The organism is Burkholderia sp. BCC1996, from assembly GCF_905339955.1.
In the GTDB taxonomy this organism is placed as follows: domain Bacteria; phylum Pseudomonadota; class Gammaproteobacteria; order Burkholderiales; family Burkholderiaceae; genus Burkholderia.
Genome location: NZ_CAJPHM010000005.1, coordinates 283,959 through 308,074 on the forward strand (window position 1 = coordinate 283,959; position 24,116 = coordinate 308,074).

The following is a 24,116-nucleotide window of genomic DNA, read 5'->3' on the forward strand; positions in this document are numbered from 1 at the left end:
GAACGGCGTGACGGGATAACTCGTTGACGGCATGCAACGAACGTTGCCGTAGGCGGGAAATCCCTTAGAAACGGCAGCGGCCCGATACCGGTGAGCGCGGTGCGGGCATCTATGCATATACATATTCGGCGTCGCTATACTGTCGGGCGATGGCGTGCCGTGCCCCGACGGTCGGGCGCACGGCGGCGAACGAACCTGAAAGGAGGCAACGATGCGAATTCTGGTGGTGGGGGCCGGCGCGGTCGGCGGATACTTCGGCGGCCGGCTCGCGGCGGCGGGGCGCGACGTAACGTTCCTGGTGCGCGACGGCCGCGCGGCCGCGCTCGCGCGCGACGGGCTCCTGATTCGCAGCCCGCGCGGCGACCTGACGCTCGCGAACGTGCAGACGGTGCGCGCGAGCGACACGGCCGGGCCGTTCGACCTGGTGCTGCTGAGCTGCAAGGCCTACAGCCTCGACGATGCGATTGCATCGTTCGCGCCATTCGTCGGGCCGTCGACGCTGATCCTGCCGATGCTCAACGGGATGCGCCACCTCGACGTGCTGCGCGAACGGTTCGGTGCCGCGCAGGTGCTCGGCGGCCTGTGCGTGATCGCGGCGACGCTCGATCGCGAACAGCGGGTCGTGCACCTGAACGACACGGCAGGGCTGTCGTTCGGCGAACTCGCCGGCGGCGAATCGGCGCGCGTGCGCGCGGTGGCCGACGTGCTCGGCGGCGCGGGCTTCGATGCGACGCTCAGCGACGACATCGCCGCGCGGATGTGGGACAAGTGGGTGTTCCTCGCGACGCTCGCGGCGAGCACGTCGCTGTTTCGCGGTTCGATCGGCGACATTCTGGCCGCGCCGGACGGCCGCCGCCTGCTCGAGACGATGCTCGACGAGTGCAGCGCGATCGCCGCGCACAACGGTTACCGGCCCGATCCCGCCGCGGTCGAGCGGATGCAGCGGATGGTGCTGACGCCGTCGCCGCTGACCGCGTCGATGCTGCGCGACGTCGAAAATCGCGCGCGGGTCGAAGCCGATCACGTGATCGGCGACCTGCTCGCGCGCCGCGACCCGCAGGCGGCGGATGCGCTGTCGCTGCTGCGGATCGCGTACAACCACCTCAAGACGTACGAGGTGCGCGTGGCGCGGGAAGGCGCGGCGGCGTAGCCGCGGCAGCGGCCGTGTCGTTTGTCAGGGCGAGTGCCGGGGCAGGCCTGATGGCGCAGGCGGATGCCGGCTAGACAGGATCCTTGCTTGGCGGTCCGTTGGGTTGCTGCGGATTGTCGTGAGGATGCCCCGGTGGCGGCGGTGACAGCGGATCGTCTTCCGGATCGCGGTTCGGGTCGGCCGGGGGCTCGGGCATCGGGGTCGTGTGGTCCATGGGGAACTCGCGCAAGGCGTGACGGCGGTGGCGCGGCGGGCGCGTCTCGTCTCCGTTATAGGCAATCGGACGGGTGTTTGCCGGGGGATTCTCGCGGCGGCATGCGGATTGCCGGCGACAGGCGAGCCGCTGCAGGTATCGCGCCGGATCGCGCGCAAACAGCGCCACGATGCGGGTGCGGCCGGCGCGCGCCGCGGTCAGCGCAGATCGGCGGGCGTATCGACGTCGCGCAGGATGCCGGGATCGTCGACCTCGAGCAGGTTCACCGGCGCGCTGGCGAACAGCGCGCGGGCGCCCGTATCGCCGTCCAGCGCGGCGAGCGCCTCGTAGTGGTGCGCGGCAAAGCCGACCGGATGGCCGCGCACGCCGCGGTGCACGGGGGCGACGATCGATGCATCGTCGGCGTCGAGGGCGCGTGTGACCGCTTCGTAGGTGGACGCCGCGATCCACGGCATGTCGCCGAGCGCGACCAGCCAGCCGGGCGCGTCCGGCGAGGTGCGAACGCCGGCTGCCAGGCTCGCGCCCATGCCGCGCATCGCGTCGGGCGCATAGACGACCTGGCAGCCGGCGTCGTTCAGCAAAATCGCGAGTTTTTCGGCGCCGGGACGCACGACGGCGATCACTTCGGCCGTGGCCGCCGCCAGACGACGGGCGGCGGCGACCGCAACCGGCGTGCCGTCGGGAAGCCGCGCGAGCAGCTTGCTGTGCAGACCGCTTGGGTCGAAGCGTTGACCGAGACCGCCGGCGAGCAGGACGCCGGTGGCGAGTGACGCATAGGACATCGGCGCGGGGGGAGGGAAGGCAGGTGGCCCGATTGTGCGGGAGCGGGCGGGGATCGGCAAGTGCGGATGTTACCGACGCGGGGGCGTTGTCGTCGGAAAGAATGTCGGCGGGCGCGTTCGTCGAGCATGGTTTCCTCGACAGGGCCGTATATGGAGTGCGATTCTCGTTACATCACGGTTCAATCGCGGTCGCTGAACGGCCAATGCCGCTAACCCGACGGGTAATACGTGAAGCGGGTGCGAGGTAAAACCTCGATCGGTCATGGACGGCTTCGCGTGATCGCCGTCATCGGTTCCGTCAGACGAATCGTCTGTCGAGGGGCATGCGGATGTGTCGGTGTTGCGATTCGGCCGACGTGCCCATGACGGTTACCAAAGTGTCTTGACGTGCGCGTATGCACGGATCTTCTCGTCACGGGTGACGAGCGGCGCACCGAGCCGGCGCGCAGTCGCGACGATCATGCGGTCGGCTGGATCCTTGTGAAAAGTACCGGGCAGCGCGGTGGACCTCGCGGCGATGTCGGCGTCGACCGGCACGAAGCGCATGCCGTCGATTTGCGCGACCGTCGCGAGCCACGCATCGACATCCATCGTCAATGCGAGGCGCTCGTTGCGCACCAGCATCGCGATTTCCCATGCGGAGATCGCGGACGCAGCGAGTGCGCCCTCGCCGCGCGCGCGATCGATCGCGCTTCGCGCCTTCTTGCTGAGCGACGGATCGCCCGCCACCCACCACACCAATGCATGCGTATCCAGCACGATCACCGCGACGCCTCCCAGTCATCTTCCGCAATCGGATCGAGAGGATTGTCGTAGCGCATGACCGAGCCGCGCAATATGTCCAACGGCTGAGCCTCGCGTGCGTGATACGGCCGGATTTCGAGCGTTGGCTTGCCATGGTCGGTGACGATCAGGCTTTCGCCCGACGCCTCGACGAGCCGGAAGTATTCGAGTGCGCGAGCCTTGAATTCGGATTTCGATACGGGAGCGTGCGGCATCATGATTTGAGCATGGTCATTTGACGATGGTCATTTTAGTTATCGGGATGAAGTGGTGCAAGTAGCGTAGTCGGCCTTCCTGGCCGAGTGGGGCGGCGCTGGGCGAGTTGCCGCCCTACGCATCCGCCCACTTCCTCAACAGGTTGTGATAAATCCCCGTCAGGGAAATGACCATCGGATCCTTCGCGCCTTTTTCCGCGGAAAGCGCCTGAATCTGCGTATCGAGCTGAAACAGCAGCGTGCGGTCGCCATCGTCGCGCACCATGCTCTGGATCCAGAAGAACGACGCGACGCGCTCGCCGCGCGTGACCGGCGTGACGTGATGCAGGCTCGACGCCGGATACAGCACGAGATCGCCGGCCGGCAGCTTCGCGCGATGCACGCCGTACGTATCTTCGACGCACAGCTCGCCGCCGTCGTACGCGTCCGGTTCCTCGAGAAACAGCGTCGCCGACAGATCGCTGCGCACGCGGAAATCCGTGCCGCGCAGCAGCCGGATCGCGTTGTCGACATGCGTGCCGAACATCTCGCCGCCTGCATAGCGATTGAACAGCGGCGGAAACACCTTCAGCGGCAGCGCCGCCGAAAAGAACAGCGCATGCCGGGCCAGCGCATCCTGGATCGCATCGCCGGCCGCGCGCGCGACCGGCGAGCCTTCCGGCAATTGCCGGTTGCGTTTCGCGAGCGCCGACTGCGCGCCGGATGTCGCGTTGCCGTCGACCCAGTCGGCGGCATCCAGCATCTCGCGGCATTGCGCGACCTGTGCCTTGGTCAACACGCCCGGGATATGAAGCATCATGATTCGGATTCCATGCCGTGAGACGGCAACTGCATCGCCGCCGCGCGCAACGCATCGAGCGGCGACGACGCGAGATACGCGCGCATCTTCGCGACGAACGCGGGGGTAGCGGTGGCCGGCACGCGCGCGAGCCAGACGAGGGCTTCGTCGACGCGCCCGCGCTCGGCGAGCAGCCGCGCATGGTTGAACTGGCCGCGAAAATCGCCGGCCTCGGCGGCGCGCCGATAGTGGTCGAACGCGGCGTCGGCATCGGCGGTCACGACCCAGCCGTCCTCGTAGAAGCCGCCGATCAGGTTGATCGATTTCGCATGGCCGAGCGCGGCCGCGCGGCGAAACCAGTCGAGCGCGGCGGCGCGATCCTCGTCGATGCCGTTGCCGAGCGCGAGCGCCGTCGCGTAGTTGTACATGCCCCAGTCGAGCCCGGCCTGCGCGGCGAGCCGATACCAGTACACGGCCACCGGCGCGCATGCCGCCGTCCCCCAGCCGAACTCGTAGCAGCGGCCGAGCATGTTCATCGCCATCGGGTGACCGGCCCGCGCCGCGTGCCGGAACCAGCCGCATGCGGCGGCCGGATCGCGCGCGACGCCGTGCCCGTCGAGCAGGTACTGGCCGTAGACGGCCTGCGCGTCGACGATCCCGTTATCGGCGGCCGCCGCGACCCACGCGGCGGCGCGCTCGGGCGGCCCGGCCAGGATGTCGGCGAACGCGCGCGGCGACACCGACGCGAGCGCCTTCAGCGAGACGGTTTCCATCGATCAGTAGCGCGCGTTCAGCGTGATGAACGCCGAGCGGCCCGGCGCGATCGACGCGTAGTGCGCCGGATACGCCTGATCGAAGTACGTGCGGTTGAACAGGTTGTTCACGTTCAGCTGCAGGTCGAGCTTCTTGTTGATCCGGTATTGCGCCATCGCGTCGAAGCGCCAGTACGACGGCACCGCACGCAGGTTCGCGGGATCGCCGAACACTTCCGACATGTAGAACGCGCCGCCGCCGACGGTGAACTTCGGCGTCACGTCGTAGTTCGACCACATCGTCAGGCTGTGCTTCGGCGTGTTGGGGAAGCGGTTGCCGTCGTTCGCGACATCCTTGCCGTTGTCGCGCAGCTCGCTCTTCATGTACGTATAGCCGCCGAACACCTGCCACTGCTTCGTGATCTGCCCGGCGACGCCGAGTTCGAGACCCTGCACGCGCTTGTTGCCGACCATCGCGTACTGGTTGTTCGGCAGCGTCACGCGCGCATTCGTCGTGTCGATCTGGAACAGCGCGGCGGTCAGCGACAGCTTGTCGTTCAGCACGTTCCACTTCGTGCCGAGCTCGATGCTGCGGTTCTTCTCGGGGGCCATCTGATCGGCGTTCGGGCCGACGCCGCCGCGGCCCGGCGTGAGCGACTGCGTTTCGCTGCCTTCGCCGAGCAGCATGCCGGCCGGCGTCGACGACGTCGCATACGACGCGTAGATGCTGCCGTTCTGCGCCGGCTTGAACACGAGGCCGGCCTGCCAGTTGAAGAGCGTGTCGTCGCGCGTGTAGGTCTTGCCGCCGTTCGCCTTGGTGTCGGTGAAGCGGGTCGAGTAATCGTCGACGCGCACGCCGGCGTTCACCTGCCAGCGCGGCGTGAGCTCGATCGTGTCGAAGCCATAGATCGACTTGGTCGTGGTGCGTGCATGCGCATAGTCGTTGTTGCGCGTGACGGAGCCGGCCCACGGATCGTTCGGATCAGGCGACCACAGGCTCGTGCAGTTGTAGCCGGACGGCGCGCCGATGCCTTGCTGGCAGATGGTGCCCTTGTCGGTCGCGACCGTGTACGAATCGCGCTTGCCCCATTCGCGCGTCAGCTCGATGCCGGTCGTGAAGCTGTGCTTGAACGGGCCGGTGCGGAATTCGCCGAACAGTTCGGTCAGGTTCGCGAGGCTGTTGATCGAGCTGTCGCGATTGTTGTTGCGGCGCCAGACACGGCCGTTGACCACGTTGCCCTGGCTGTCGTCGGGCTGCGTCCAGATGTAGTCCTGCGTCGATTCCGTGTAGCGCGTGGTGTTGCGCACCGTCAGATTCGACGTGATGTCGTGCTCGATCTTGATCGTGCTGATGTCCGACGTGGTCTTGCGGAAGTCGCGGTCGATCAGGCCGTAGAAGTTGTGACGGTCGACCGGCGCCGGATAGATCGTGTCGACGTTCGCGGGCTTGTTCGACGTCGTGTAGAAGTACGGAATGCCGCCGTCGGGCATGTCGTCGGTCGACAGGTGGTAGTAGCTTGCGGTCACGCGCGTCGGCGTGCCGAGGCCGAACGCGATCGACGGCGCGACGCCCCAGCGCTCGTTGTTGACGGCGTCGCGGCCGGCGACGTCGTTGTTGTGGCTCATCAGGTTCAGGCGGAACGCCGCGTGATCGGCGAACTGCCAGTTGCCGTCGGCGGTGAAGCGGCGGTAGCGGTCGGTGCCGAGGCCCGCGCTCGCGGCGGCCGTCGTGCCGAGGTGCGGCGCCTTCGTGATCAGGTTGATGCTGCCGCCCGCGCCGCCGCGGCCGCCGTACGCGCCGTCGGAGCCCTTGGTGATCTCGACGCGTTCCGTGTTGAAGATCTCGCGCGTGGTCGCGCCCGTGTCGCGCATCCCGTCGACGAACATGCTGCCCTGCGTGTCGTAGCCGCGGATGAACGGGCGGTCGCCGAGCGGGTTGCCGCCTTCGCCGGCGCCGAACGTGATGCCGGGCACGGTGCGCAGCGCTTCGGTCAGCGTCGCCGCGCCGCTGCTCTGGATCAGTTCCTGCGGGATCACAGTCACCGACTTCGGCGTGTCGACGAGCGGCGCGGTGAATTTCGCGGATGCGGAAAAGTCGGCCTTGTAGCTGTGCTCGGCCTTGCCCTGGACCTCGATCGGTGCGAGATGGCCTTCGGTGCTGACCGGGGCGGATGGCGGCGTGCCGTCGGCGAACGCCGGGCTCGCGGCGAGCACGCTGCACAGGGTGGTGAATTTGCCGAGCTTCTGCTCGTCAGGACGGGACTTCATGGTGCGCTTCGACCTCGCAGTATGGCCCCGGAACGACGCGCTACGGAAATGTGCATGCCGCCGGGAATTATTACGATTTGTTTTCAGGTGGCATTCTATGTAATTTCTTTTTAAATGAGAAGCGTTCGCGTTCTCATTTGTGGGAGGAATGTTGGCGAATGTGGCGAGGGCTGCCGAGCGCGTGCGGGGTTGCGGCGATGGCCGAATGGCCGAGTGGGAAAGGCGAGGCGGGCGATTTACAGTGATCGGGTCTTCACTCGTCCAAAATGACAGCAAGGTGATAATATGACTGCATTGCAAGCAAATGTAGTGAGGCGCATCATGCCTGTGATCACTGTTAGAAACCTGCCCGACGAGGTGCATCGCGCGCTTCGAATCCGTGCCGCACAACATGGCCGCAGTACCGAGGCCGAGGTGCGCGATATCCTCGAGCAGGCCGTTCGGCCCGGCGGACGGCCCAAGCTGGGAACGCTGCTGGCGGAGATCGGGCGAGAGGCTGGCGGCATCGATTTCGAGGTTCAGCGCGATCAATCGCCAACCGATCCGATGAGCTTCGAATGATTCTGGTCGATACCAACGTCATTTCGGAGCCGCTGCGACGCGAACCGAGCGCGGCCGTGATCGAATGGCTCGACGCGCAAAACGTCGAGACGCTGTTTCTTGCCGCGATCAGTCTGGCCGAGATGCGATTCGGCGTGGCCGCGTTGCCGGAGGGGCGCAGGCGAGACTGGCTGCACCAAAACATCGAGCAACGCGTCGTGCCGTTGTTTCGCGGGCGGATTCTGCCGTTCGACGATGCGGCCAGTGACGCATATGCGAGCCTACGCGCGAAGGCGCGCGCCCTGGGGCACACGATGGCGCCTGCCGATGGCTTCATCGCTGCAACCGCCGCAGCCAACGGGTTGATCGTGGCCACGCGCGACGTCGCACCGTTCGAAGCAGCGGGCCTGCGCGTGATCGATCCGTGGGTTCGGTAACTTCCGGCCGGTCGCCTCGATATCACCCGCGCCGAAAATGAAAACGCGCCGTGCAAGGCGGCGCGTCGTGCGTTGCTTCGGCGCGCGGCGCTCGAACTTCAGCAATCTCGAGTCTGGCCGCGCGACACTGGATGCCGGTCAATCGATTCCGTGAAACACCGCATCCTCCGGCCCGAGGTACGCCGGCGGGCGCCACGTCGCATCGCGCATCGAATGCTGGACGAGATTCTCGACGCCGAGCAGCACCGCGAAGATCGCCATCCGCACCGGAATGCCGTTGTCGGTCTGCCGGAAGATCGCGAGCCGCGGATCGCGGTTCAAGTCGACCGACAGGTCGTTCGCGCCGGGCCGGCTGTCGCGCGGCAGCGGGTGCATGATCAGCGTGTCGGGCTTGCAGACGGAGTCGACGAGCGCCTGGTTGATCTGGAAATCCGGCGTATAGCCCTCGAACGACTCGTCGGTGAAGCGCTCCTTCTGGATCCGCGTCGCATAGACGACGTCCGCGCCGCGCAGCCCGCCCGCGAGGTCGTTCGTCTGCTCGATCACGTGGCCGTTCGTCGCGATCTGGTCGATGATGTACGCGGGCATTTCGAGCGTCGGCGGCGACACGAGCGTGAACTTCAGTCCGCGGTACAGCGCGAGCAGCTTGACGAGCGAATGCACGGTGCGACCGTATTTCAGGTCGCCGACGAGCGCGATATGCGCGCCGTCGACGATTTTGCCGAGCCGCGAGAACTCGCGCTGGATCGTATAGAGATCGAGGAGTGCCTGGCTCGGGTGCTCGCCAGGGCCGTCGCCGCCGTTGATCACCGGCAGGTTGGTCGCGCGCGCGAATTCGGCAACCGAGCCTTTCTCCGGGTGGCGGATCACGAGTGCGTCGACGTAGCCGGCCATCACGCGGCTCGTGTCGTAGATCGATTCGCCCTTGGCCATCGACGAGAACGTGAAGCCGGTCGTGTCGCACACCGAGCCGCCGAGCCGGCAGAAGGCCGCGCCGAACGACACGCGCGTGCGCGTGCTGGCTTCGAAGAACAGGTTGCCGAGCACTGCGCCCTCGAGCACGCGCGAGATCTTGTGGCGGCGCGCGATCGGCTGCATCACGTCGGCGACGCGGAACAGCGCCTCGACCGAGTCGCGCGAGAACTGGTCCACCGAGATCAACTGCGGCTTGCCTTCGAACAGGAATTGCTTTGCGAGCTCCTGTTTGTCTACGCTTTGCGTATAGTCTCCGCCGTCCGGTGCCGAGCGCTCGACGATTTCCGACACGAAGCGTTCGACGATCTCGGGCATCCCGCGCGATTCCTGCGAGTCGTCGGGCAACAGCCACGTGTCCAGTGCGCGGCGGCTTACACCGATGCGGTTCGCGAACGCTTCGCGGGTCATGTTGAGGCGGCGCATCGCGTCGCGCAGGAAGGCTTGCTGGGGAACGGTCATCGGCGGCACCTGATGAGAAATATACGCGGTGCGTATATTAGTTCGCGCGCCGACGAAGTCAAGGAAAATCTGCGCGACCCGGCCGTGTCGTGCGTGGGACGCCGGCCCGGTCGGCACTGGCGCACGGCGGCCGTCTCCGTATAATCAGGTCAGGCCCCGTGTCCTGCACACCGCAGGGCACCGCGCCGCATACGATTCGCCCGGTCGGGCATGTTGACTCGAAGGAGAATGAGCATGACGCGTACGATTGCTGCAGTGCTGCTGGTGGTGACCGCCGCGCTCGCCGGTTGCAATACCGTTGCAGGCGTGGGGCAGGACATTTCGAAGGGTGGCCAGGCAATCAGCGATACGGCTGAGAAGGCCAAATAAGCTGCCGGGTTCCGGAATGCAGAAGGCGCCGGGCCGTCCCGCGATTGCGGGGCGGCCCGGCGCCTTTTTCACGGTGCGTGGTGCGTGGTGTGCGGTATCAGGCGGTTTCCACGAACGCGTAACGGCCCTCGACCTTGCGCGGCGTGAACCAGCCGAAGTCGGGGAACAGCCGGTTGCGGACGAACCAGACGTAGCCGACCAGGATGACGGTCACCCCGAGGGTAGGCAGCGCGGCCGACGGATCGCGGCCGAGATCGGCGATGGTCTTCGGTACCTGCAGCAGCGACAGAATGATGAACGCGTGATATGCGCCGACGCGATGGGTCGCGAAGCCCCAGATGAACAGCAGCGACAGCGGCACCGTCAGTGCGAGGAACAGCACCGCGGCGCCGATGCTGAGTGTGTCCACCAGGATGAGATAGGCGAGTGCGACGCTGATCACCAACTGCGCGATGCCGAGCCCGATCAGGACCCGTGTATGCACCTTGTTCTTCCTGCACAGCTCAGGGTCGGGGCGCGACGCGATCAGGCGCGCGAGCACGCGATCCTTGAGGCCCTGTCCGGCCAGTTCGGCCAGCACGTCGGCTTTCCTCGCACCCGCGGACAGCAGCGCCGCGATTCTTGTTTTGGCTTCCTTCTTGTTCATGATGATGCGAATTATTGTTCGGTGGTTGTCAAATGGCCCGGCCACGCGAATATTGCATCTTGTGCGACGGTGCGCAACGATTTTGCCGCGGGCGGACACATTCCTACAGTCGCCGCGCACGCGGATCAATCGGTAGCAGTCGACGTGGATGCCGCTGGGCGCGCTGGCGACCTCGACCGTGAGTCCGTTGCGCGTGCCGGCGGCTCGCGCCGCCGCGTCGCGCCCACCAGCATTCCCGCGACGACGAGCGCGATGCCGAGGAGTCGCGTGCCGCCCAGGGTCTCGCCGAACAGTGCGACGGCGAACAGCACGGCCGAGACCGGCGCAACCGCCGTGAACAGCGCGGCTTCGGTGCCGCTCGAGCGCGCCGAACCCGCATACCAGCACAGATAACCGAGCACGGTCGGCACCAGCGCGTAGTACACGATCGCCGACACCGCGCCGATGTTCCAGCTCGTCGCCAGCGCGTGCCATTCGAACGCGGCCGGCACCAGTGCGAGCACGAAGCCGAGGCCCGACATCGCCGTCGACAGCGTGAGCGGCGGCAACGGCGCCGACAGCCGCCGGTTGAGCAGGATGAACACGGCCTCGCATGCGACGGCCGCCAGCACCAGCGCGTCGCCGGCGAGCGTTCGGAGCGACGGCATGGCCTGGCCGGGCGCGAACGTGACCAGCAGCACGCCGGCGGTGGCGAGCGCGGCCGCGCTCCAGTCGCGCCGGGTCTGCCGCTCGCGCAGCACGACCGCCGCGATCAGCGTCGACATCGCCGGCAGCGTGCCGAGCATCACGCCCGCATCGATGGGCGACGACAGCTTCGTGCCGCTGATCAGCAGCACCGTATAGCCGACCCCGCCCGCCGCAGCCTGCACGACCAGCAGCACGGCGTCGCGTGCGGAGAGCCGCGGCCATCGCAGCCGCTGCGCCCGCATCAGCGCGAACAGCAACGGGGTTGCGATCAGGAAGCGCAGCGCGGTGGCGGCGAACGGCGGCAGGCCGCCCGCCGCGAGGCGGCTCGCGATGACGGTGCTGCCGACGCCCGCCATCGCGGCGGCGAGATAGAGATAGCCGATCAGTCGTGTTTTCATGTGCCGCATGGTCGCGTGCGGCGGCGCGGGCGTCTTGAACGAAATTGCAGCGGCGCCGGCGAGCGGAGCGGGTGAACGGAAGGGTATTGCGCTCGGTGTCTCCGGATGACCGGTGGCGCTGCTATCAAGCGCCATCGTTGTTGCCGAACGGCGGCGATCGACGACGTCGCGCCACGGCGGCGGTCGTGCCGGGACCGCGAGGTCCGTCAGCCGGCCTGCGTGAATCGTCCCGGCGTGATCCCGAACTGGCGTGCGAACGCGCGCGTCAGGTGGCTCTGGTCGGCAAAACCGGCTTCGGCCGCGGCATCCGCGATCGGCCGGCCGCTCGCGAGCAGTGCCCGCGCCAGCCGCGTGCGCGACTGCACCAGGTACGCGTGCGGCGTGATGCCGAGTTCGCGCGCGAACCCGCGCAGCAACTGGAAGCGGCTCACGCCGCTCAGGCCGGCGAGTTCGGCCAGCGAGACGGGTGCGGCGGGCGCCGCATCGAGCCGCTCGCGGGCCACGCGGATCGCCGGCGCGACGCCGGCGGCCGGCAGCGCCCGGTTCGAATGCCGCGCAAGCAGCCCGGCGACCAGTGTCACGAGCGCCTCGTCGCGGGCGAGCGGCATGGTATCTCCTGCGACGATTCGAGCATGCAGCCGGCCGAACGCGGCCGCGAGCCGCGCGTCGCGCACCGCGGGATGCGCGAGCTCGACGCCGCCGACGCCTTCTTCCGCCGCGACGCCCGCGACCAGCGCCGGCGCGAGGTACAGCATCCGCCAGCGCCGGGCCGTGCCCGTCCCGATCGGCATGCCGTCGTGCATTTCGCCCGGATTGACCATGATCGCGTCGCCGGCCAGCGCGTCGACCTGCCCGCGGCCGCTCCAGGACCGGTGCGCGCCGCTGACGATCACGCCGACCCCGAATTCGTCGTGCGCGTGCCGCGGAAACGTGCGGTCGGACTCGAGGCTGATCGCCTCGATGCCTTCATCGGTCCGTCGGTAGTGGGTGACACGGTGCATGGGGGCTCCTCGCGCCGGCAGCGGCGCGGATCACGTGCACTGTAGCGCGTTCCGGCGCCGCGCGCCCTTCATCCTTTTGGCCGATACCGTGCGGCGCGCGCAGCCCGCACCATGTGCACATGAGCAGCGTACACGGCCCGCCGGGCCTGAAGCTGCGCGGGAGACGGCAGGTGGAACGACAGGATCCGGTATTCATTCAGGTTGGCGCGCTCGCGGACGGCTTTGCACCGGACGCGAACATCCTCGCGCCCGTGAACGCGCTCGTCGGGCGGTCCCTGGCCCTTGGCGACGTAACGGGCGCATGGCGCGTCTATACGTTCGAGGCGGGTGCGCTGCAATGGCGCGATGCGGCGACCGACACGGGCGGCCGTGCGCCGTGCCGCGTCACGCGGCTGCGCGACGACCTGTACTTCGTCGACTACATCGATCCGGTGGCGCGCGCGACGTCCGTCAGCCTCGTGATCGACGTCGGCCGCGGCGTGTGGACGTCGGTGATCGGCACGCTGCCGACCGAGGCCGACACGCATGTCGACGCGTTCACGCGCGTTTCGCGCGGGTTGCCGCTGACTGGCGTCGACGCGGCATTCCGGCACGGCACGCTCGGCGGCCATGCGCAGCCGGGCCCGCTGCATGGGCCTACGCGCGAACTGATCGGCAAGCGGACGATGTATCGCTACAGCCCGACCGAATGCTACGAGCACATCTACCTGAACGAGAACTTCTACGCATGGCAGTGCCTGCAGGGCGTAGAAGGCGGGCTGGCGGACGTGGATCGCTGCCATTACTTCAGGATTGCCGATGAACTGTATCTGTTCGTGTGGCGCGAAAAGGTGGTGCCGACGCTCGGCGTCGTGCTGATCGATCTCGCTCAACGCAAGACGGACGGCAAGATCTTCGGCTATCAGGGCGGCGACTTCGGCACGTTGTCGAACTTCCCGATCGGTGCGCATGCGCAGGTGCTGAACGAAACCGTGCATCCGCTCGGCGGCGAGGCGCAGCGATGAGCGCCGTGCCGGGCAGCGCCCGCCTGCGTGCGGATTTCAGTGGGCGCGTCGTGCTGGTCACGGGCGCCGCGCAGGGGATCGGCGCGGCAATCGCGCGCCGTTTCGCGGAATCCGATGCGTTCGTCGCGCTTGCCGATCTCAACGGCGATGCCGCTGCCGCGCAGGCGGACGCCCTCGTCAGTGCGGGCGGCGACGCGCGCGCGTATCGCGTCGACGCCGCGAGCCGCGACGAACTCGGCGCGCTCGTCGCGGCGGTCGAGCGCGACGGCGGCCGGCTCGACGTCGTCGTTCACAACGCCGCGTACTTCCCGCTGACCCCGTTTGCGCAGATCGACGAGCCGATGCTCGAGCGCACGCTGTCGGTCAACCTGTCGGCGCTGTTCTGGCTCGCGCAGGCCGCGCTGCCGGCGTTCGAGCGTGCGGGAGCGGGGCGGCTGCTCGTCACGTCGTCGGTGACCGGGCCGCGCGTCGTCTATCCGGGGCTCGCGCACTACGCGGCGTCGAAGGCCGGCGTGAACGGCTTCATCCGCGCGGCGGCGCTCGAACTCGCGCGTCGCAACGTGACGGTCAACGGCGTCGAGCCGGGGATGATCCGCACGCCGGCCGCCGGCAATCTCGGCGACGCGTCGGTCGCCGCGCAGATCGCGCGCGACATTCCGCTCGCGCGGGTGGGCGAGCCGGAGGACATCGCGAACGCGATGCTGTTTCTCGCGTCGGCCGATGCGGCGTACATCACCGGGCAGACGATCGTCGTCGACGGCGGCGCGACGCTGCCGGAGAGCGGGGCCGTGCTGGGCGACGGGTAAGCGGCGCGTGCGCGATCGTGCGATCGCGGCCGTCGAATGTGCCGGCCGCGGTGTCGTCGGTGCGATCCGCGCACCGTCGCGCCTACAGCCAGCCGTTGCGGATGAGCTCCACGATCGAGTATCGGCGGGGTTCGAGTTCGTGCTGCCGGACGGTCTCGACGATCCGCGACACGCCGTCCGCGTAAGGCGACGCGCCGTACACGCGCGATTCGAACTGCAGGCTGCATGCGCCATCCTCGATGCGGATCCGGTGGAACGCATGGCGGCCGAGCTGATCGTCGGGAATCTGCAGGGCGTCGCGCTGTTCGTCGGGGTCGCGCACGGAGCGGATGTCCTGCGCCGGCACGCCGAGTGCCTGACCGATGCCGACCGCGGTGCCCGGCACGGACGTCTTGCTGGCCTGGTGCGACTCCGTCACGCTGATGCGGCAGTCGCGAAACAGATGGCCGCTGGTTTCCAGCATGCTCATGAACTTCAGCATCAGGATGTTCGTATTCGGACAAAGCACGACGGGGAAGTCGTGCGATCCGGTTTCGAGCTCGGAGCCGGTGGACAGCTCGACGAGCGGCGAGCCCGTTGCGCGGCAGAATTCGATCGCGGCAGGCAGCTCGCGGCCGGATCCGGCGTGCACGACGATCGAACGCGTCTCGGTGCGTGCGGGGTCCGACCAGGCCGTCACGCGACAGGTTGCGGGGTCGAGCCGGTGCGAGCCGAGCAGTTCGGTTGCCAGCTTGCCGGTGCCAACGACGAGTACTTGCATGGGATAGACGGGTTGAGGTTCGGGTTTCGTTACGGAAACGACGCGGGCCGTTCAAGGACCCGGCGCGATCACGGGGCACCGCGCGGCGCACCGTGTTCGCGCATTATGCCCGGCCGTCGGCCGTCGGCCGTCGGCTGTCCGCCGTCCACCGTCCGCCTTCCCCCGCCCACCGCCCACCGCCCACCGCCTAACGCCTAACGCCTACCTCCTGCCGTCCACCGTCCACCGTCATGCGCGGTGCGCGCCTTCACGGCTGCGGATCAACCGAGCGGCTGCGTTGGCGGTGACGCATTGATCGCCGTGCGCGCGCAAGCATGAACGGCGCTACGCTGTCGAAACGCTGGCCACGCGCGTCCGTGTCGGTACCGGCATCGCCCCGAACCACGTATCATCCAACCCCCTCGACCCAGGAGAGCACATCGATGGAACACGACCTGAAAGGCAAGGCAGTCGCGATCACCGGCGGATTCGGCCATCTCGGCGTCGCCACGGCCGCCTGGCTCGGCCAGCGCGGCGCGCGCGTCGCGCTGATCGGCCGCGGCGCGGCGCCGGACGCGCAGGCGTTGCCCGGCGTGCCGGCCGATGCGCTGCGCATCGGCGGCATCGACCTTGTCGATCCGCAGGCGGCTGCGCGCGCCCTTGAAGCGGTGAATCGCGAATTCGGCCGGGTCGACGCGCTGCTGAACATCGCGGGCGCGTTCGTCTGGCAGACGATCGCCGACGGCGACGCGGCCACGTGGGACCGCATGTACGAACTGAACGTGAAGACGGCATTGAACGCGTCGAAGGCCGCGCTGCCGTATCTGGTGACGAGCCCGGCCGGCCGCATCGTCAACATCGGCGCGGGCGCGGCGTTCAAGGCGGGCACCGGGATGGGTGCCTATGCGGCCGCGAAGGCGGGCGTCGCGCGGCTCACCGAGGCGCTGGCGGCGGAACTGCTCGATCGCGGCGTGACCGTGAACGCGCTGCTGCCGAGCATCATCGACACGCCGCCAAACCGTGCGGACATGCCGGATGCGGATTTCACGCGCTGGGTCCGGCCCGAGCAGCTGGCGGCGACGATCGGATTCCTGCTGTCGCCCGACGCGCAGGCGATCACAGGCGCATCGATTCCGGTGAGCGGTCGCGTGGCGTAGCAGGGAGCGGGTGATCGCACTCGAGTGCGACGTCAGGGCATGCGAAATCGCGCACGCGAGATTTCCGTGATTGCCGCGATTTCGATCGGATCCCGCCGTCGCCCTGGATCGCGGCCATTGAGAAGGCGCCGAACGGCGCCCGGCGTTCCGGTGGATTCACTGCTTCGGCCATGGCGCGATTCCTGTCGGTGCGGGATGCGCGGCTGCGCCCGGTGCGTGCCTGCATGCCGCCGACCATCACCGTATACTGGGCGTTCCACACCATATGACTGAAGCCGTGACCAAGCCTGCCTCCGCGGATACGCTCGCAGACGATCCGCGTCCGACCCCGCCCGAACAACCCGAACTGGAAGACTGCTGCAACAGCGGCTGCTCGCCGTGCGTGTTCGACCTGTACGACGAAGCGCTGGCGCGCTATCGCGTCGAACTGGCCGAATGGGAAGCACGGCACGCGCAACACAAGCATCATTAGCGAGCCCGCCGCCGACAAGCGGTCGCGCATGCCGCGATTCGCTGCCGGCGAGGGCTTCCCTGGCCGGCGTCGTCACGCGATTGCCCGCCCCCGCCGATGCATCGGCCCCAATGCGGCCGACAACGCGACGCACGCCAGCAGCACGGCCGCCAGCGCCCACATCGCCGTCCTGAACCCCTGCACGTAGTCGAGCGCACGCGGCTGCGCGCCGAGCCGCGCGAAGAACAGCCCGCCCAGCGTCGCGGCGCCGACGGCCGCGCCGATCTGCAGCATCGCGGTGACCATGCCGGATGCGACCCCGGCGCGCGCCGCGTCGACTTCCGCGAGCACGATCCGCACGACCGACGGCAGCACGAGGCCTTGCCCGATGCCGATCGCCGCGATGCCCGCGTAAAAGCCCGGGCCGGGCGCATGATCGCCGGCCAGCGCGGCGGCGGTCGCGACCCCGGCCGCGAGCATCGCGAAGCCGAGCGTGAGCACGCGATAGCCGCCGAACCGCTCGACGAGACGCGGCATCAGCAGCGGGCTCGCGAGGAAGCCGATGCCGAGCGGCAGGATCGCCAGCCCCGACGCGAGCGGCGACCAGTTCAGGCAGCCCTGCAGATAGATGCCGTAGCTCAGGAAGAACGCGCTCAGCATGTAGAACAGGAACGCGAGCGTGAGCCCGAGCGCGACGGCCGGATTGCGCAGCAGGCGCACGTCGAGCAGCGGATCACGGCCGCTGGCGAGCCGGCGCGCTTCGACCGCCAGCAGCGCGCCGAGCATCGGCAGCGCACCGACGACGCATGCGATCATCCACAGCGGCCAGCCCGCCTCGCGTCCGTGCGTGAGCGGATAGACGAGCATCAGCAGGAACAGCGACAGCAGCACCATGCCGGGCACGTCGATGCGCTGGCCGCGCGGCGGCCGGCTTTCCGGGATGAAGCGCCAGCTGCCGAGCAGCGCAAGGATGCCGATCGGCACGTTGACCAGGAAGATCGCGCGCCAGCCGAGCCCGAACGGATGCAGGTCGATCAGCGCGCCGCCGCCGAGCTGGCCGATCACGGCCGCGAGGCCGAACACGAAACCGTAGAAGCCCATCACGCGCACCTGCTCCTGCGGGCTGAACACGCTGCGGATCGTCGCGAGCACCTGCGGCGCGAGGATCGCGGCGAACAGGCCCTGCAGCACGCGGCCGCCGACCAGCACCGCGCCGCTGCCGGCGAGCCCGCACAGTGCCGACGCGACGACGAACCCGGCCATCCCGATCATGAACATCCGCTTGCGGCCGTACAGGTCGCCGAGACGCCCGCCGGTGATCTGCACGACCGCGTTCGCGCACGCGTAGGCCGACACGACGAGCTGCAGCTCGGCCGGCCGCGCGCCGATGCCGTCGCGGATGGCCGGCAGCGCGAGATTCACGATGAAGTAGTCGAGCGGCGGCAGAATGGCGCCGACCAGCAGGACCACGAGCGCCCAGCCGTGATGGCTGCGCGGCGGTGCCGCGGCGGCCGCGCCGGCCGGTGCGCAACGGGCGAGGGTGTTGTCGGTCATGAAAGGAAATCCGGAAGAATGGCGGCCGCAACGCATGCCGAATCCCGTGGAAACGGGTGCGGCGGGCCGTTGAACCGATATTCTGCGGACCGCCGATGAATCGGAAAAGCGGGAATTGGTGGTAGCATCCATCGGGTTATTCGATGGATGGAGAGTGCGATGCGCGGTTTCGACCTGGATCAGTTACGCACGTTCGCGGCGGTGGCGGATGCGGGCAGCCTTACGGCGGCCGCGCCGCTGCTGCATCTGTCACAGTCGACGGTCAGCGAGCAGGTGCGCAAGCTCGAGTCGCGCGCCGGCGTGCCACTGTTCGTGCGCAGCAAGCGCGGCGTCGAGCCGACGCCGGCCGGCGCGCGCCTGCTGCAGCATGCGCGGCGCATCGTCGCGCTGAACGAGGCCGCGTTCGACGAAGTGCGTGGACAGGCGATCAAGGGCGAATTGCGCGTCGCGATCACCGACTACTACCGGACGCATGAAGTCGCGGGCCTGCTCGCGCGGTTGCGGGAGTGCTACCCGCAACTGAGCCTGCACGTGAGCGCGATGAAGAGCGCGGAGATCGAAGCTGCCCATGCGCGCGGGCAGATCGATCTTGGCGTCGTGATGAACCTGTCGAGCGGCCCGTTCCGGCCCGCGTCGGCCGATACGCGCTGGGTGCTGCGGCGCGAGCCGCTGTCGTGGGTCACGTCGCCCGCGCTCGCCGAGCAGTTGCCCGAGCCGTTGCCGCTCGTGCTGCTGCCGGACGACTGCATGATGCATCAGATCGCGGTGCGCTCGCTCGACGAGCAGCACGCGCCGTACGTGCTCGTGCACAGCGCGTCGGGCGTCGCGGGGCTGCAGTCGATACTGGCGGCGGGGCTCGGCGTCGGCTGCCTGTGCGCGTCGGCGATCGGCGAGGGCCTCGTGCGGCTCGGCGCGAAATACCGGCTGCCGACGCTGCCCGACGCGGTGTTCTCGCTGACGCCGCCGATGCCGGGCGAGCGCGAGACGGTCACGCAGGCGCGCGAGGTGCTGTCGCGGCAGTTGCTGATGTAAAGCATGAAGCACGCATGCGCGTCGGCGCAGCGGCACGTATTCGACGGGAGTCGGTACCGATGAAAATATCGAGAGATTTCGGGATCGTCGTTCGACGCGCGGCGCTGGTCGAGAAAGACGTCGACCTGTCCGCGCTCATGCGCGAATTCAATTTCGCCGACTGTTTCGACGAGTCGGACCGGCTGGTGTCGCTCGGCCCGTTCTTCGGCGGCGACGCCGCCGATGCGTGCATGAGGTCGCTCGAACGGCTCGGGCTGGTCTACTTCGACGATTTCTTCATCGTCGAGCAAACGTATCCCGGTTGGTGCGAGCTGGAAGCGTTTTGAACGTTGCGTAGCAGGGGGCGATACGCATGAACGACGAACTGAAAAGCGAGATGGCCGCGCGGTTGGCGCACGCGCTCGAGCGGGTGATCGACGAGCGCTCGCTGATCCGTTTCCTCCGCGTGCTCGGCCATGACTGGCACAAGGAGCGCCAGCTTGAGGCCGACTTGCCGCCGGCGCCGTATGCGGCCGCCGCGCTCGGCTGGGAAAACCGCTCGATCGGCGAGTACCTGGAGGCGATGGTCGACTGGGCCGAGGCGTCCGACGAGGGGCTGCGCTGCTACGACCTGCCCGACAACCCGTGGCGGCGCATGGCCGACATCCTGTTCGCCGGCAAGATTCACGAATAGCGCGCGCCGTGGCGATTCGCGCGTGCGGCGGGCGGGAACGGCCTAGTCGGCCGTCCCTTCGGCATACGCACGCAGCCCGTTCGCCAGCGCATCGAATACGGCCCGGCAACGCGGGCTCGTCCGCAGATCCTCGTGCATGACCATCCAGGTTTCCAGTTTCGTCGCGGGCCCGTCCGGCAGCACGCGCACGAGCCGCGCATCGCGCTGCGCGAGCCGGTTCTGGCAGAAGCCGATCCCGTAGCCCGCGCGAATCATCGCGAGCTGCGCGAGATTGCTGTCGGTGCGCAGCGCGAACGCATCGCGATTCCACAGCGGCATCCCGCGCCCCGCCGCGCGGATGAACGGCGTGACCGTATCGAAGCCGATCAGCGCGTGATGGGCGAGTTCGTCCGTCGATGACGGCGTACCGTTGCGCGCCAGGTAGTCGTCGCGCGCATGCAGCCCGACTTCCAGCGCGCCGATGCGCCGCGCGACGAGCGCCTCCTGCGCGGGCGGCGCCATCCGCACCGCGATGTCGGCCTCGCGATTCAGCACGTCCTGGATGCGGTCGGTCGGCACCAGTTCGATCACGAGCCCCGGATGGTCGCGCCGCAACTGCGCGAGCATCGGCGGCAGCACCTCGACCGCGATCACGTCGCTGGCCGAGATCCGCACGGTGCCGCGCACGCCCGCGCCGTGGCTCGCGGCCGCGCGCTCGAACGCGGCCGCCGCGCTGCGCAGCGCCTCGGCATGGCCGCGCAGCGCCAGGGCCGCCTCGGTCGGCAGCAGCCCCGACGGCGAGCGCGTGAACAGCGTCTGGCCGAACGCGGCTTCGAGCGCCGCGACGTGGCGGCCGGCCGTCGGCTGCGTGATGCCGAGCGCGCGCGCCGCGCCCGACAGCGAGCCTTCCGTCAGCACGGCGAGGAAGGTGCGGTAGCGTTCCCAGTTCAGATCGATGGCCATGCATAAATGTATAGCCGATGCATCTGGTTAGGCAATTCCTTGTTAGGCTGCCTCGCGCCAGAATGGGTGCTGACAACGGTTCATTCACGGAGAACGGCAATGACGGCGAACGCAGGCGGGACGCAACGACAGGCACTCGTGCTCGGCGCGAGCGGAGGTATCGGCGGCGAGGTCGCGCGTCAGTTGCGCGATGCCGGCTGGCAGGTGCGCGCGCTCAAGCGCGGGCTCGACGCCGAGACGGTGGAGCGCGACGGGATCGCGTGGCTGCGCGGCGACGCGCTCGACCGCGAGGCGGTGGTTCGCGCGGCGCGCGGCTGCAGCGTGATCGTGCATGCGGTGAATCCGCCCGGCTACCGGAACTGGTCGACGCAGGTGCTGCCGATGCTCGACAACACGATCGCGGCGGCGACGCTGGCGCAGGCGACCGTCGTGCTGCCGGGGACGGTCTACAACTATGGCCCCGACGTGTTTCCGGTGCTGCGCGAAGAGGCGCCGCAGCATCCGGTGACGCGCAAGGGCGCGATCCGCGTCGAGATGGAGCGGCGGTTGCAGGCGGCGACCGCGCAGGGCGTCCGGACGATCATCGTGCGGGCCGGCGATTTCTTCGGGGCGCACGCCGGCAACAACTGGTTCGGGCAGGCGCTCGTCAAGGCCGGGCGGCCCGTCGCGGCCATCAGCGTGCCGGGCCGGCCGGGCGTCGGCCATCAATGGGCGTACCTGCCGGACGTCGCGCGCACGATGGTCGAGCTGCTCGAGCGGCGCGACACGCTGGCGCCGTTCGCGCGCTTCCACTTCGGCGGTCACTGGGACGCGGACGGCACGCAGATGGCGCAGGCCGTGCGCCGCGTCGCGCAGCGGCACGGGATGCGGCCGACGGTGCGGCGTTTCCCGTGGTGGCTCGTGTGGGTCGCGGCGCCGTTCGTCACGACGATGCGCGAGATGCTCGAGATGCGCTATCTGTGGCGCGAGCCGCTCCGGATGGACAACGCGCGGGTGACGGCGGTGCTGGGCCGCGAGCCGGTGACGCCGCTCGATACGGCGGTGGAGGCGACGCTGGCCGGGCTGGGCTGCTTGCGATGACGGCGAGCGCTGAAGGCGGGTGACGGGGCCGCGTGCGGGCGGGTTCTTTATTGTCTGCGCACCTGCCACCGCCTTTACGCGACAACCGGCAATACCTCGACCTCGTACCGGTGCCGCAGGCTGCGCCCGAGCACCGGATCGTGGAGTTCCATCTCGAACGCGTCACCGTCGCCCATCGCCGCGATCGCGCCGTGTACGGCGACCGTGCCGCCGAACATCGCGCAGCGCGCGGGCATCGTGCGCCGGTCGTCGAAGCGGTGCCACAGTGCGGCGGGCGCTAGCAGCCCGCTGACCGCGCCGTGCTGATACGCGACGCGCTCGCCGCCGGGTTTGATCCACCACGAACGCATCTCGATCGCGTCCCAATGATCGGCAACGTCCGCATGACGCCACGCGTCGCGGGCGAGCGGTTTCGCGCACACCTGTTTCGACACCGCGACGCCGTAGGCCTCGACTTCCCGATCCGTATGATCGGAGCCGACCGTCACCAGCGTGCCGACCGGGCTGTCGATCAGCACGCACTCGATCTCGCCGCCCGAGCGTGCGCCGAGCACGCCGATCGACGGCGCCTGCGTGAGCAGCGCGGACGACACGCGATAGAAACACGGCGTGGCCGACGGCGGCGCGACGCCGAGCGCCGCGAGTTCGTCGATGTGTGCGCGGATCGCGTCCGGATCGCGCCCGGCCCAGCCGGCGATCACGACACGTTCGATCTCGACGTCGACCTGGGCGGGCGCGCCTTGCAGGGACATCACGTTGAACGACAGGGCTTGCATGCGGGTATCCGTTCGAAGTGCGAATGAGTGAAACGACCGGCGGGGATGTTCAATCCGCGAGCGGCCGGTGCGCGGTCTCGCGCGCGGCCAGCAGCGCGATCGACGTGACGACGAGCGCCGCGGTGACGTACAGCGACACGGCCGTCGTCGTGCCCGTCTGGCGGAACAGCGTGGCGATCACGAGCGGTGCGAAGCCGCCGCCGGCGATGCCGGCGAGCGTGTAGGCCAGCGACGAGCCCGCATAACGCACGCGGGTCGGGAACTGTTCGGTGACGAACGCGCCTTGCGGGCCGTACATCACAGCATGGATCACGAGGCCGATCGCGACCGCCGCGACGATCGCGCCCGGCCGCGCCGAATCGAGCATCGCGAAGAACACGAACGCCCACACGATCCCGGCGATCGCGCCGGCGAGGTATACCGGACGGCGTCCGAAGCGGTCCGACAGCGCGCCGAAGAACGGCACCGCGAGCGCGTTGCAGGCCGTGCCGATCATCACGGCCGTCAGCGCGACCGGGCGCGACAGGTGCAGCACGGTCGTCACGTAGGTCAGCGTGAACACGACGATCAGCGCGTACAGCACGTCGGAGCCGATCCGCGAGCCGCCGGCGATCAGCAGGCGCCGCCAGTGACACTTCAGCACTTCGGCGACAGGCACGTCGGCGGTCGCGTGCGACTCGGCGAGCTGCTCGAACTGCGGCGTTTCGTCGACGCCGCGCCGCAGCCAGAAACCGAATACGACGAGCAGCGCGCTGGCCGCGAACGGCACGCGCCAGCCCCACGACAGGAAGGCGTCGGACGTGGTGGAGAGCGTCACGAGCGCGATGCAGCCGGTGCCGAGCAGCGTGCCGAACGACGGGCCGATCTGCGTCCACGACGCGGACAGTCCGCGCCGTTTCTGGTCGCCGTGCTCGACCGACAGCAGCACCGCGCCGGCCCATTCGCCGCCGAGCGCGACACCCTGCACGAAGCGCAGCGCGACGAGCAGGATCGGGCTCAGGATGCCGGCCTGCGCATAGGTCGGCAGCGCGCCCATCAGCGCGGTCGTGACACCCATCAGCACGAGCGTGAGCATCAGCACGGCGCGGCGGCCGATGCGGTCGCCGAGGTTGCCGAACACGAAGCCGCCGAGCGGACGCGACACGTAGCCGACCGCATAGGTCGAGAACGCGAGGATCGTGCCGGCCAGCGGATCGACCGACGGAAAGAACAGGTGGTTGAAGACGAGCGCGGCGAGCGTGTTGTAGATCGTGAAGTCGTACCACTCGAGCGACGTGCCGATCATGCTCGCGGTCGCGAGTCGGCTGTTGCGGACGCGGCGGGGCGCGTGGGCGGCGGGCTGGGCGAGAGTGCTCATGGTGTCGGGCATGTCGTGAAGAAGGACGGGGGTGACGCGCGGGGACCGATGCGCGGGCCGCGTGTGGATCACGGACGGCGCGGCCGGTGGC

The 24,116-nt window shown here is 68.7% G+C and carries 27 protein-coding genes and 1 pseudogene; 12 read left to right on the forward strand and 16 right to left on the reverse strand.

The features are described 5' to 3' along the window. The first annotated feature begins 211 nt into the window (after positions 1-211). Positions 212-1,150 carry a 2-dehydropantoate 2-reductase gene (panE, locus tag U4Z64_RS09420; RefSeq protein WP_257769293.1) on the forward strand — a complete coding sequence of 313 codons (939 nt, stop codon included), beginning with the start codon at positions 212-214 and terminating at the stop codon, positions 1,148-1,150. 411 nt (positions 1,151-1,561) lie between these two features. Here panE and U4Z64_RS09425 read toward each other — a convergent pair whose 3' ends face one another. From U4Z64_RS09425 to U4Z64_RS09450, 6 genes are all read right to left on the reverse strand, one after another. Next, complete coding sequence (locus U4Z64_RS09425; protein WP_044846646.1) at positions 1,562-2,146, reverse strand: NTP transferase domain-containing protein; 585 nt, start codon at positions 2,144-2,146, stop codon at positions 1,562-1,564. Positions 2,147-2,515: 369 nt separating this feature from the next. Further along, positions 2,516-2,911: a type II toxin-antitoxin system VapC family toxin gene (locus tag U4Z64_RS09430; RefSeq protein WP_044846647.1), complete on the reverse strand. Its 396-nt coding sequence runs from the start codon at positions 2,909-2,911 to the stop codon at positions 2,516-2,518. Continuing rightward, complete coding sequence (locus tag U4Z64_RS09435; RefSeq protein ID WP_011659184.1) at positions 2,908-3,147, reverse strand: type II toxin-antitoxin system Phd/YefM family antitoxin; 240 nt, start codon at positions 3,145-3,147, stop codon at positions 2,908-2,910. The genes U4Z64_RS09430 and U4Z64_RS09435 overlap by 4 nt, the downstream gene beginning before the upstream one ends. Positions 3,148-3,259: 112 nt before the next feature. Then, on the reverse strand, positions 3,260-3,943 hold the full coding sequence (locus U4Z64_RS09440; RefSeq protein ID WP_321819804.1) for a Fe2+-dependent dioxygenase: 684 nt from the start codon (positions 3,941-3,943) through the stop codon (positions 3,260-3,262). Further along, positions 3,940-4,695, reverse strand: a complete 756-nt coding sequence (locus tag U4Z64_RS09445) for a tetratricopeptide repeat protein (protein WP_124489071.1) — start codon at positions 4,693-4,695, stop codon at positions 3,940-3,942. Before U4Z64_RS09445 ends, U4Z64_RS09440 begins: the two co-directional genes overlap by 4 nt. 3 nt (positions 4,696-4,698) lie before the next feature. Then, a complete protein-coding gene (locus U4Z64_RS09450) occupies positions 4,699-6,942 on the reverse strand; it encodes a TonB-dependent siderophore receptor (protein WP_321819805.1) in 2,244 nt (747 codons plus the stop codon). Positions 6,943-7,263: 321 nt separating this feature from the next. Between U4Z64_RS09450 and U4Z64_RS09455 the strand changes: the two genes are divergently transcribed. After that, positions 7,264-7,503 carry a FitA-like ribbon-helix-helix domain-containing protein gene (locus tag U4Z64_RS09455; RefSeq protein ID WP_257769310.1) on the forward strand — a complete coding sequence of 80 codons (240 nt, stop codon included), beginning with the start codon at positions 7,264-7,266 and terminating at the stop codon, positions 7,501-7,503. After that, entirely contained in the window at positions 7,500-7,919 is a 420-nt protein-coding gene (locus U4Z64_RS09460) for a type II toxin-antitoxin system VapC family toxin (protein WP_044846651.1), read from the forward strand. The genes U4Z64_RS09455 and U4Z64_RS09460 overlap by 4 nt, the downstream gene beginning before the upstream one ends. A gap of 138 nt (positions 7,920-8,057) precedes the next feature. Here U4Z64_RS09460 and U4Z64_RS09465 read toward each other — a convergent pair whose 3' ends face one another. Beyond that, entirely contained in the window at positions 8,058-9,353 is a 1,296-nt protein-coding gene (locus U4Z64_RS09465; RefSeq protein ID WP_044846652.1) for an aspartate carbamoyltransferase, read from the reverse strand. Positions 9,354-9,587: 234 nt separating this feature from the next. On the opposite strand from U4Z64_RS09465, the gene U4Z64_RS09470 reads away from it, so the two are divergent. Then, the gene (locus U4Z64_RS09470; RefSeq protein WP_006752948.1) at positions 9,588-9,722 is read left to right on the forward strand and encodes an entericidin A/B family lipoprotein; all 135 of its coding nucleotides are present in this window, start codon (positions 9,588-9,590) and stop codon (positions 9,720-9,722) included. Positions 9,723-9,819: 97 nt separating this feature from the next. Here the strand turns inward: U4Z64_RS09470 and U4Z64_RS09475 are convergent, their stop codons facing one another. From U4Z64_RS09475 to U4Z64_RS09485, 3 genes are all read right to left on the reverse strand, one after another. Continuing rightward, a complete protein-coding gene (locus tag U4Z64_RS09475) occupies positions 9,820-10,368 on the reverse strand; it encodes a permease (RefSeq protein ID WP_321799050.1) in 549 nt (182 codons plus the stop codon). A gap of 125 nt (positions 10,369-10,493) precedes the next feature. Next, a complete protein-coding gene (locus U4Z64_RS09480; RefSeq protein ID WP_321819806.1) occupies positions 10,494-11,453 on the reverse strand; it encodes a DMT family transporter in 960 nt (319 codons plus the stop codon). Positions 11,454-11,659: 206 nt separating this feature from the next. Continuing rightward, the gene (locus U4Z64_RS09485; protein WP_321798962.1) at positions 11,660-12,454 is read right to left on the reverse strand and encodes an AraC family transcriptional regulator; all 795 of its coding nucleotides are present in this window, start codon (positions 12,452-12,454) and stop codon (positions 11,660-11,662) included. Positions 12,455-12,624: 170 nt separating this feature from the next. Here U4Z64_RS09485 and U4Z64_RS09490 point away from each other — a divergent pair, with 170 nt between their 5' ends. After that, on the forward strand, positions 12,625-13,458 hold the full coding sequence (locus tag U4Z64_RS09490; RefSeq protein ID WP_321819887.1) for a molybdenum cofactor biosynthesis F family protein: 834 nt from the start codon (positions 12,625-12,627) through the stop codon (positions 13,456-13,458). Beyond that, positions 13,455-14,264 carry an SDR family oxidoreductase gene (locus tag U4Z64_RS09495; protein WP_321819807.1) on the forward strand — a complete coding sequence of 270 codons (810 nt, stop codon included), beginning with the start codon at positions 13,455-13,457 and terminating at the stop codon, positions 14,262-14,264. The genes U4Z64_RS09490 and U4Z64_RS09495 overlap by 4 nt, the downstream gene beginning before the upstream one ends. 82 nt (positions 14,265-14,346) lie before the next feature. Here the strand turns inward: U4Z64_RS09495 and U4Z64_RS09500 are convergent, their stop codons facing one another. Next, positions 14,347-15,024, reverse strand: coding sequence for a dihydrodipicolinate reductase (locus U4Z64_RS09500; protein WP_321819808.1), 678 nt, complete (start codon positions 15,022-15,024; stop codon positions 14,347-14,349). 422 nt (positions 15,025-15,446) lie between these two features. On the opposite strand from U4Z64_RS09500, the gene U4Z64_RS09505 reads away from it, so the two are divergent. Continuing rightward, positions 15,447-16,160, forward strand: coding sequence for an SDR family NAD(P)-dependent oxidoreductase (locus tag U4Z64_RS09505; RefSeq protein WP_257769334.1), 714 nt, complete (start codon positions 15,447-15,449; stop codon positions 16,158-16,160). An 88-nt stretch (positions 16,161-16,248) separates the two neighbouring features. Here U4Z64_RS09505 and U4Z64_RS09510 read toward each other — a convergent pair. Continuing rightward, a pseudogene (locus tag U4Z64_RS09510) lies at positions 16,249-16,332 on the reverse strand (RidA family protein); the annotation flags it as partial. Between the two features lie 105 nt (positions 16,333-16,437). Here U4Z64_RS09510 and U4Z64_RS09515 point away from each other — a divergent pair. Further along, complete coding sequence (locus tag U4Z64_RS09515) at positions 16,438-16,632, forward strand: oxidoreductase-like domain-containing protein (protein WP_374692674.1); 195 nt, start codon at positions 16,438-16,440, stop codon at positions 16,630-16,632. A 72-nt stretch (positions 16,633-16,704) separates the two neighbouring features. On the opposite strand, the gene U4Z64_RS09520 is transcribed toward U4Z64_RS09515, so the two are convergent. After that, positions 16,705-18,165 carry an MFS transporter gene (locus U4Z64_RS09520; protein WP_321819809.1) on the reverse strand — a complete coding sequence of 487 codons (1,461 nt, stop codon included), beginning with the start codon at positions 18,163-18,165 and terminating at the stop codon, positions 16,705-16,707. 159 nt (positions 18,166-18,324) lie between these two features. On the opposite strand from U4Z64_RS09520, the gene U4Z64_RS09525 reads away from it, so the two are divergent. From U4Z64_RS09525 to U4Z64_RS09535, 3 genes are read left to right on the forward strand one after another with little or no spacing between them, the layout of a single operon-like run. Next, positions 18,325-19,197: a LysR family transcriptional regulator gene (locus tag U4Z64_RS09525; protein WP_321819810.1), complete on the forward strand. Its 873-nt coding sequence runs from the start codon at positions 18,325-18,327 to the stop codon at positions 19,195-19,197. 59 nt (positions 19,198-19,256) lie between these two features. After that, positions 19,257-19,523 carry a hypothetical protein gene (locus tag U4Z64_RS09530; protein ID WP_321819811.1) on the forward strand — a complete coding sequence of 89 codons (267 nt, stop codon included), beginning with the start codon at positions 19,257-19,259 and terminating at the stop codon, positions 19,521-19,523. 26 nt (positions 19,524-19,549) lie between these two features. Then, complete coding sequence (locus U4Z64_RS09535) at positions 19,550-19,870, forward strand: hypothetical protein (RefSeq protein ID WP_257769343.1); 321 nt, start codon at positions 19,550-19,552, stop codon at positions 19,868-19,870. Between the two features lie 42 nt (positions 19,871-19,912). Here U4Z64_RS09535 and U4Z64_RS09540 read toward each other — a convergent pair whose 3' ends face one another. Then, positions 19,913-20,812 (reverse strand): LysR family transcriptional regulator, encoded by a 900-nt coding sequence (locus U4Z64_RS09540; RefSeq protein WP_124489057.1) that lies wholly within the window; start codon positions 20,810-20,812, stop codon positions 19,913-19,915. A 99-nt stretch (positions 20,813-20,911) separates the two neighbouring features. Between U4Z64_RS09540 and U4Z64_RS09545 the strand changes: the two genes are divergently transcribed. Beyond that, positions 20,912-21,892, forward strand: coding sequence for an NAD-dependent epimerase/dehydratase family protein (locus U4Z64_RS09545; protein WP_321819812.1), 981 nt, complete (start codon positions 20,912-20,914; stop codon positions 21,890-21,892). A gap of 74 nt (positions 21,893-21,966) precedes the next feature. Here the strand turns inward: U4Z64_RS09545 and U4Z64_RS09550 are convergent, their stop codons facing one another. Together U4Z64_RS09550 and U4Z64_RS09555 are read right to left on the reverse strand one after the other, a co-directional pair. Then, the gene (locus U4Z64_RS09550; protein ID WP_321819813.1) at positions 21,967-22,668 is read right to left on the reverse strand and encodes a DUF2848 domain-containing protein; all 702 of its coding nucleotides are present in this window, start codon (positions 22,666-22,668) and stop codon (positions 21,967-21,969) included. A gap of 49 nt (positions 22,669-22,717) precedes the next feature. After that, the gene (locus tag U4Z64_RS09555) at positions 22,718-24,037 is read right to left on the reverse strand and encodes an MFS transporter (protein WP_044846663.1); all 1,320 of its coding nucleotides are present in this window, start codon (positions 24,035-24,037) and stop codon (positions 22,718-22,720) included. Positions 24,038-24,116: the final 79 nt, after the last annotated feature.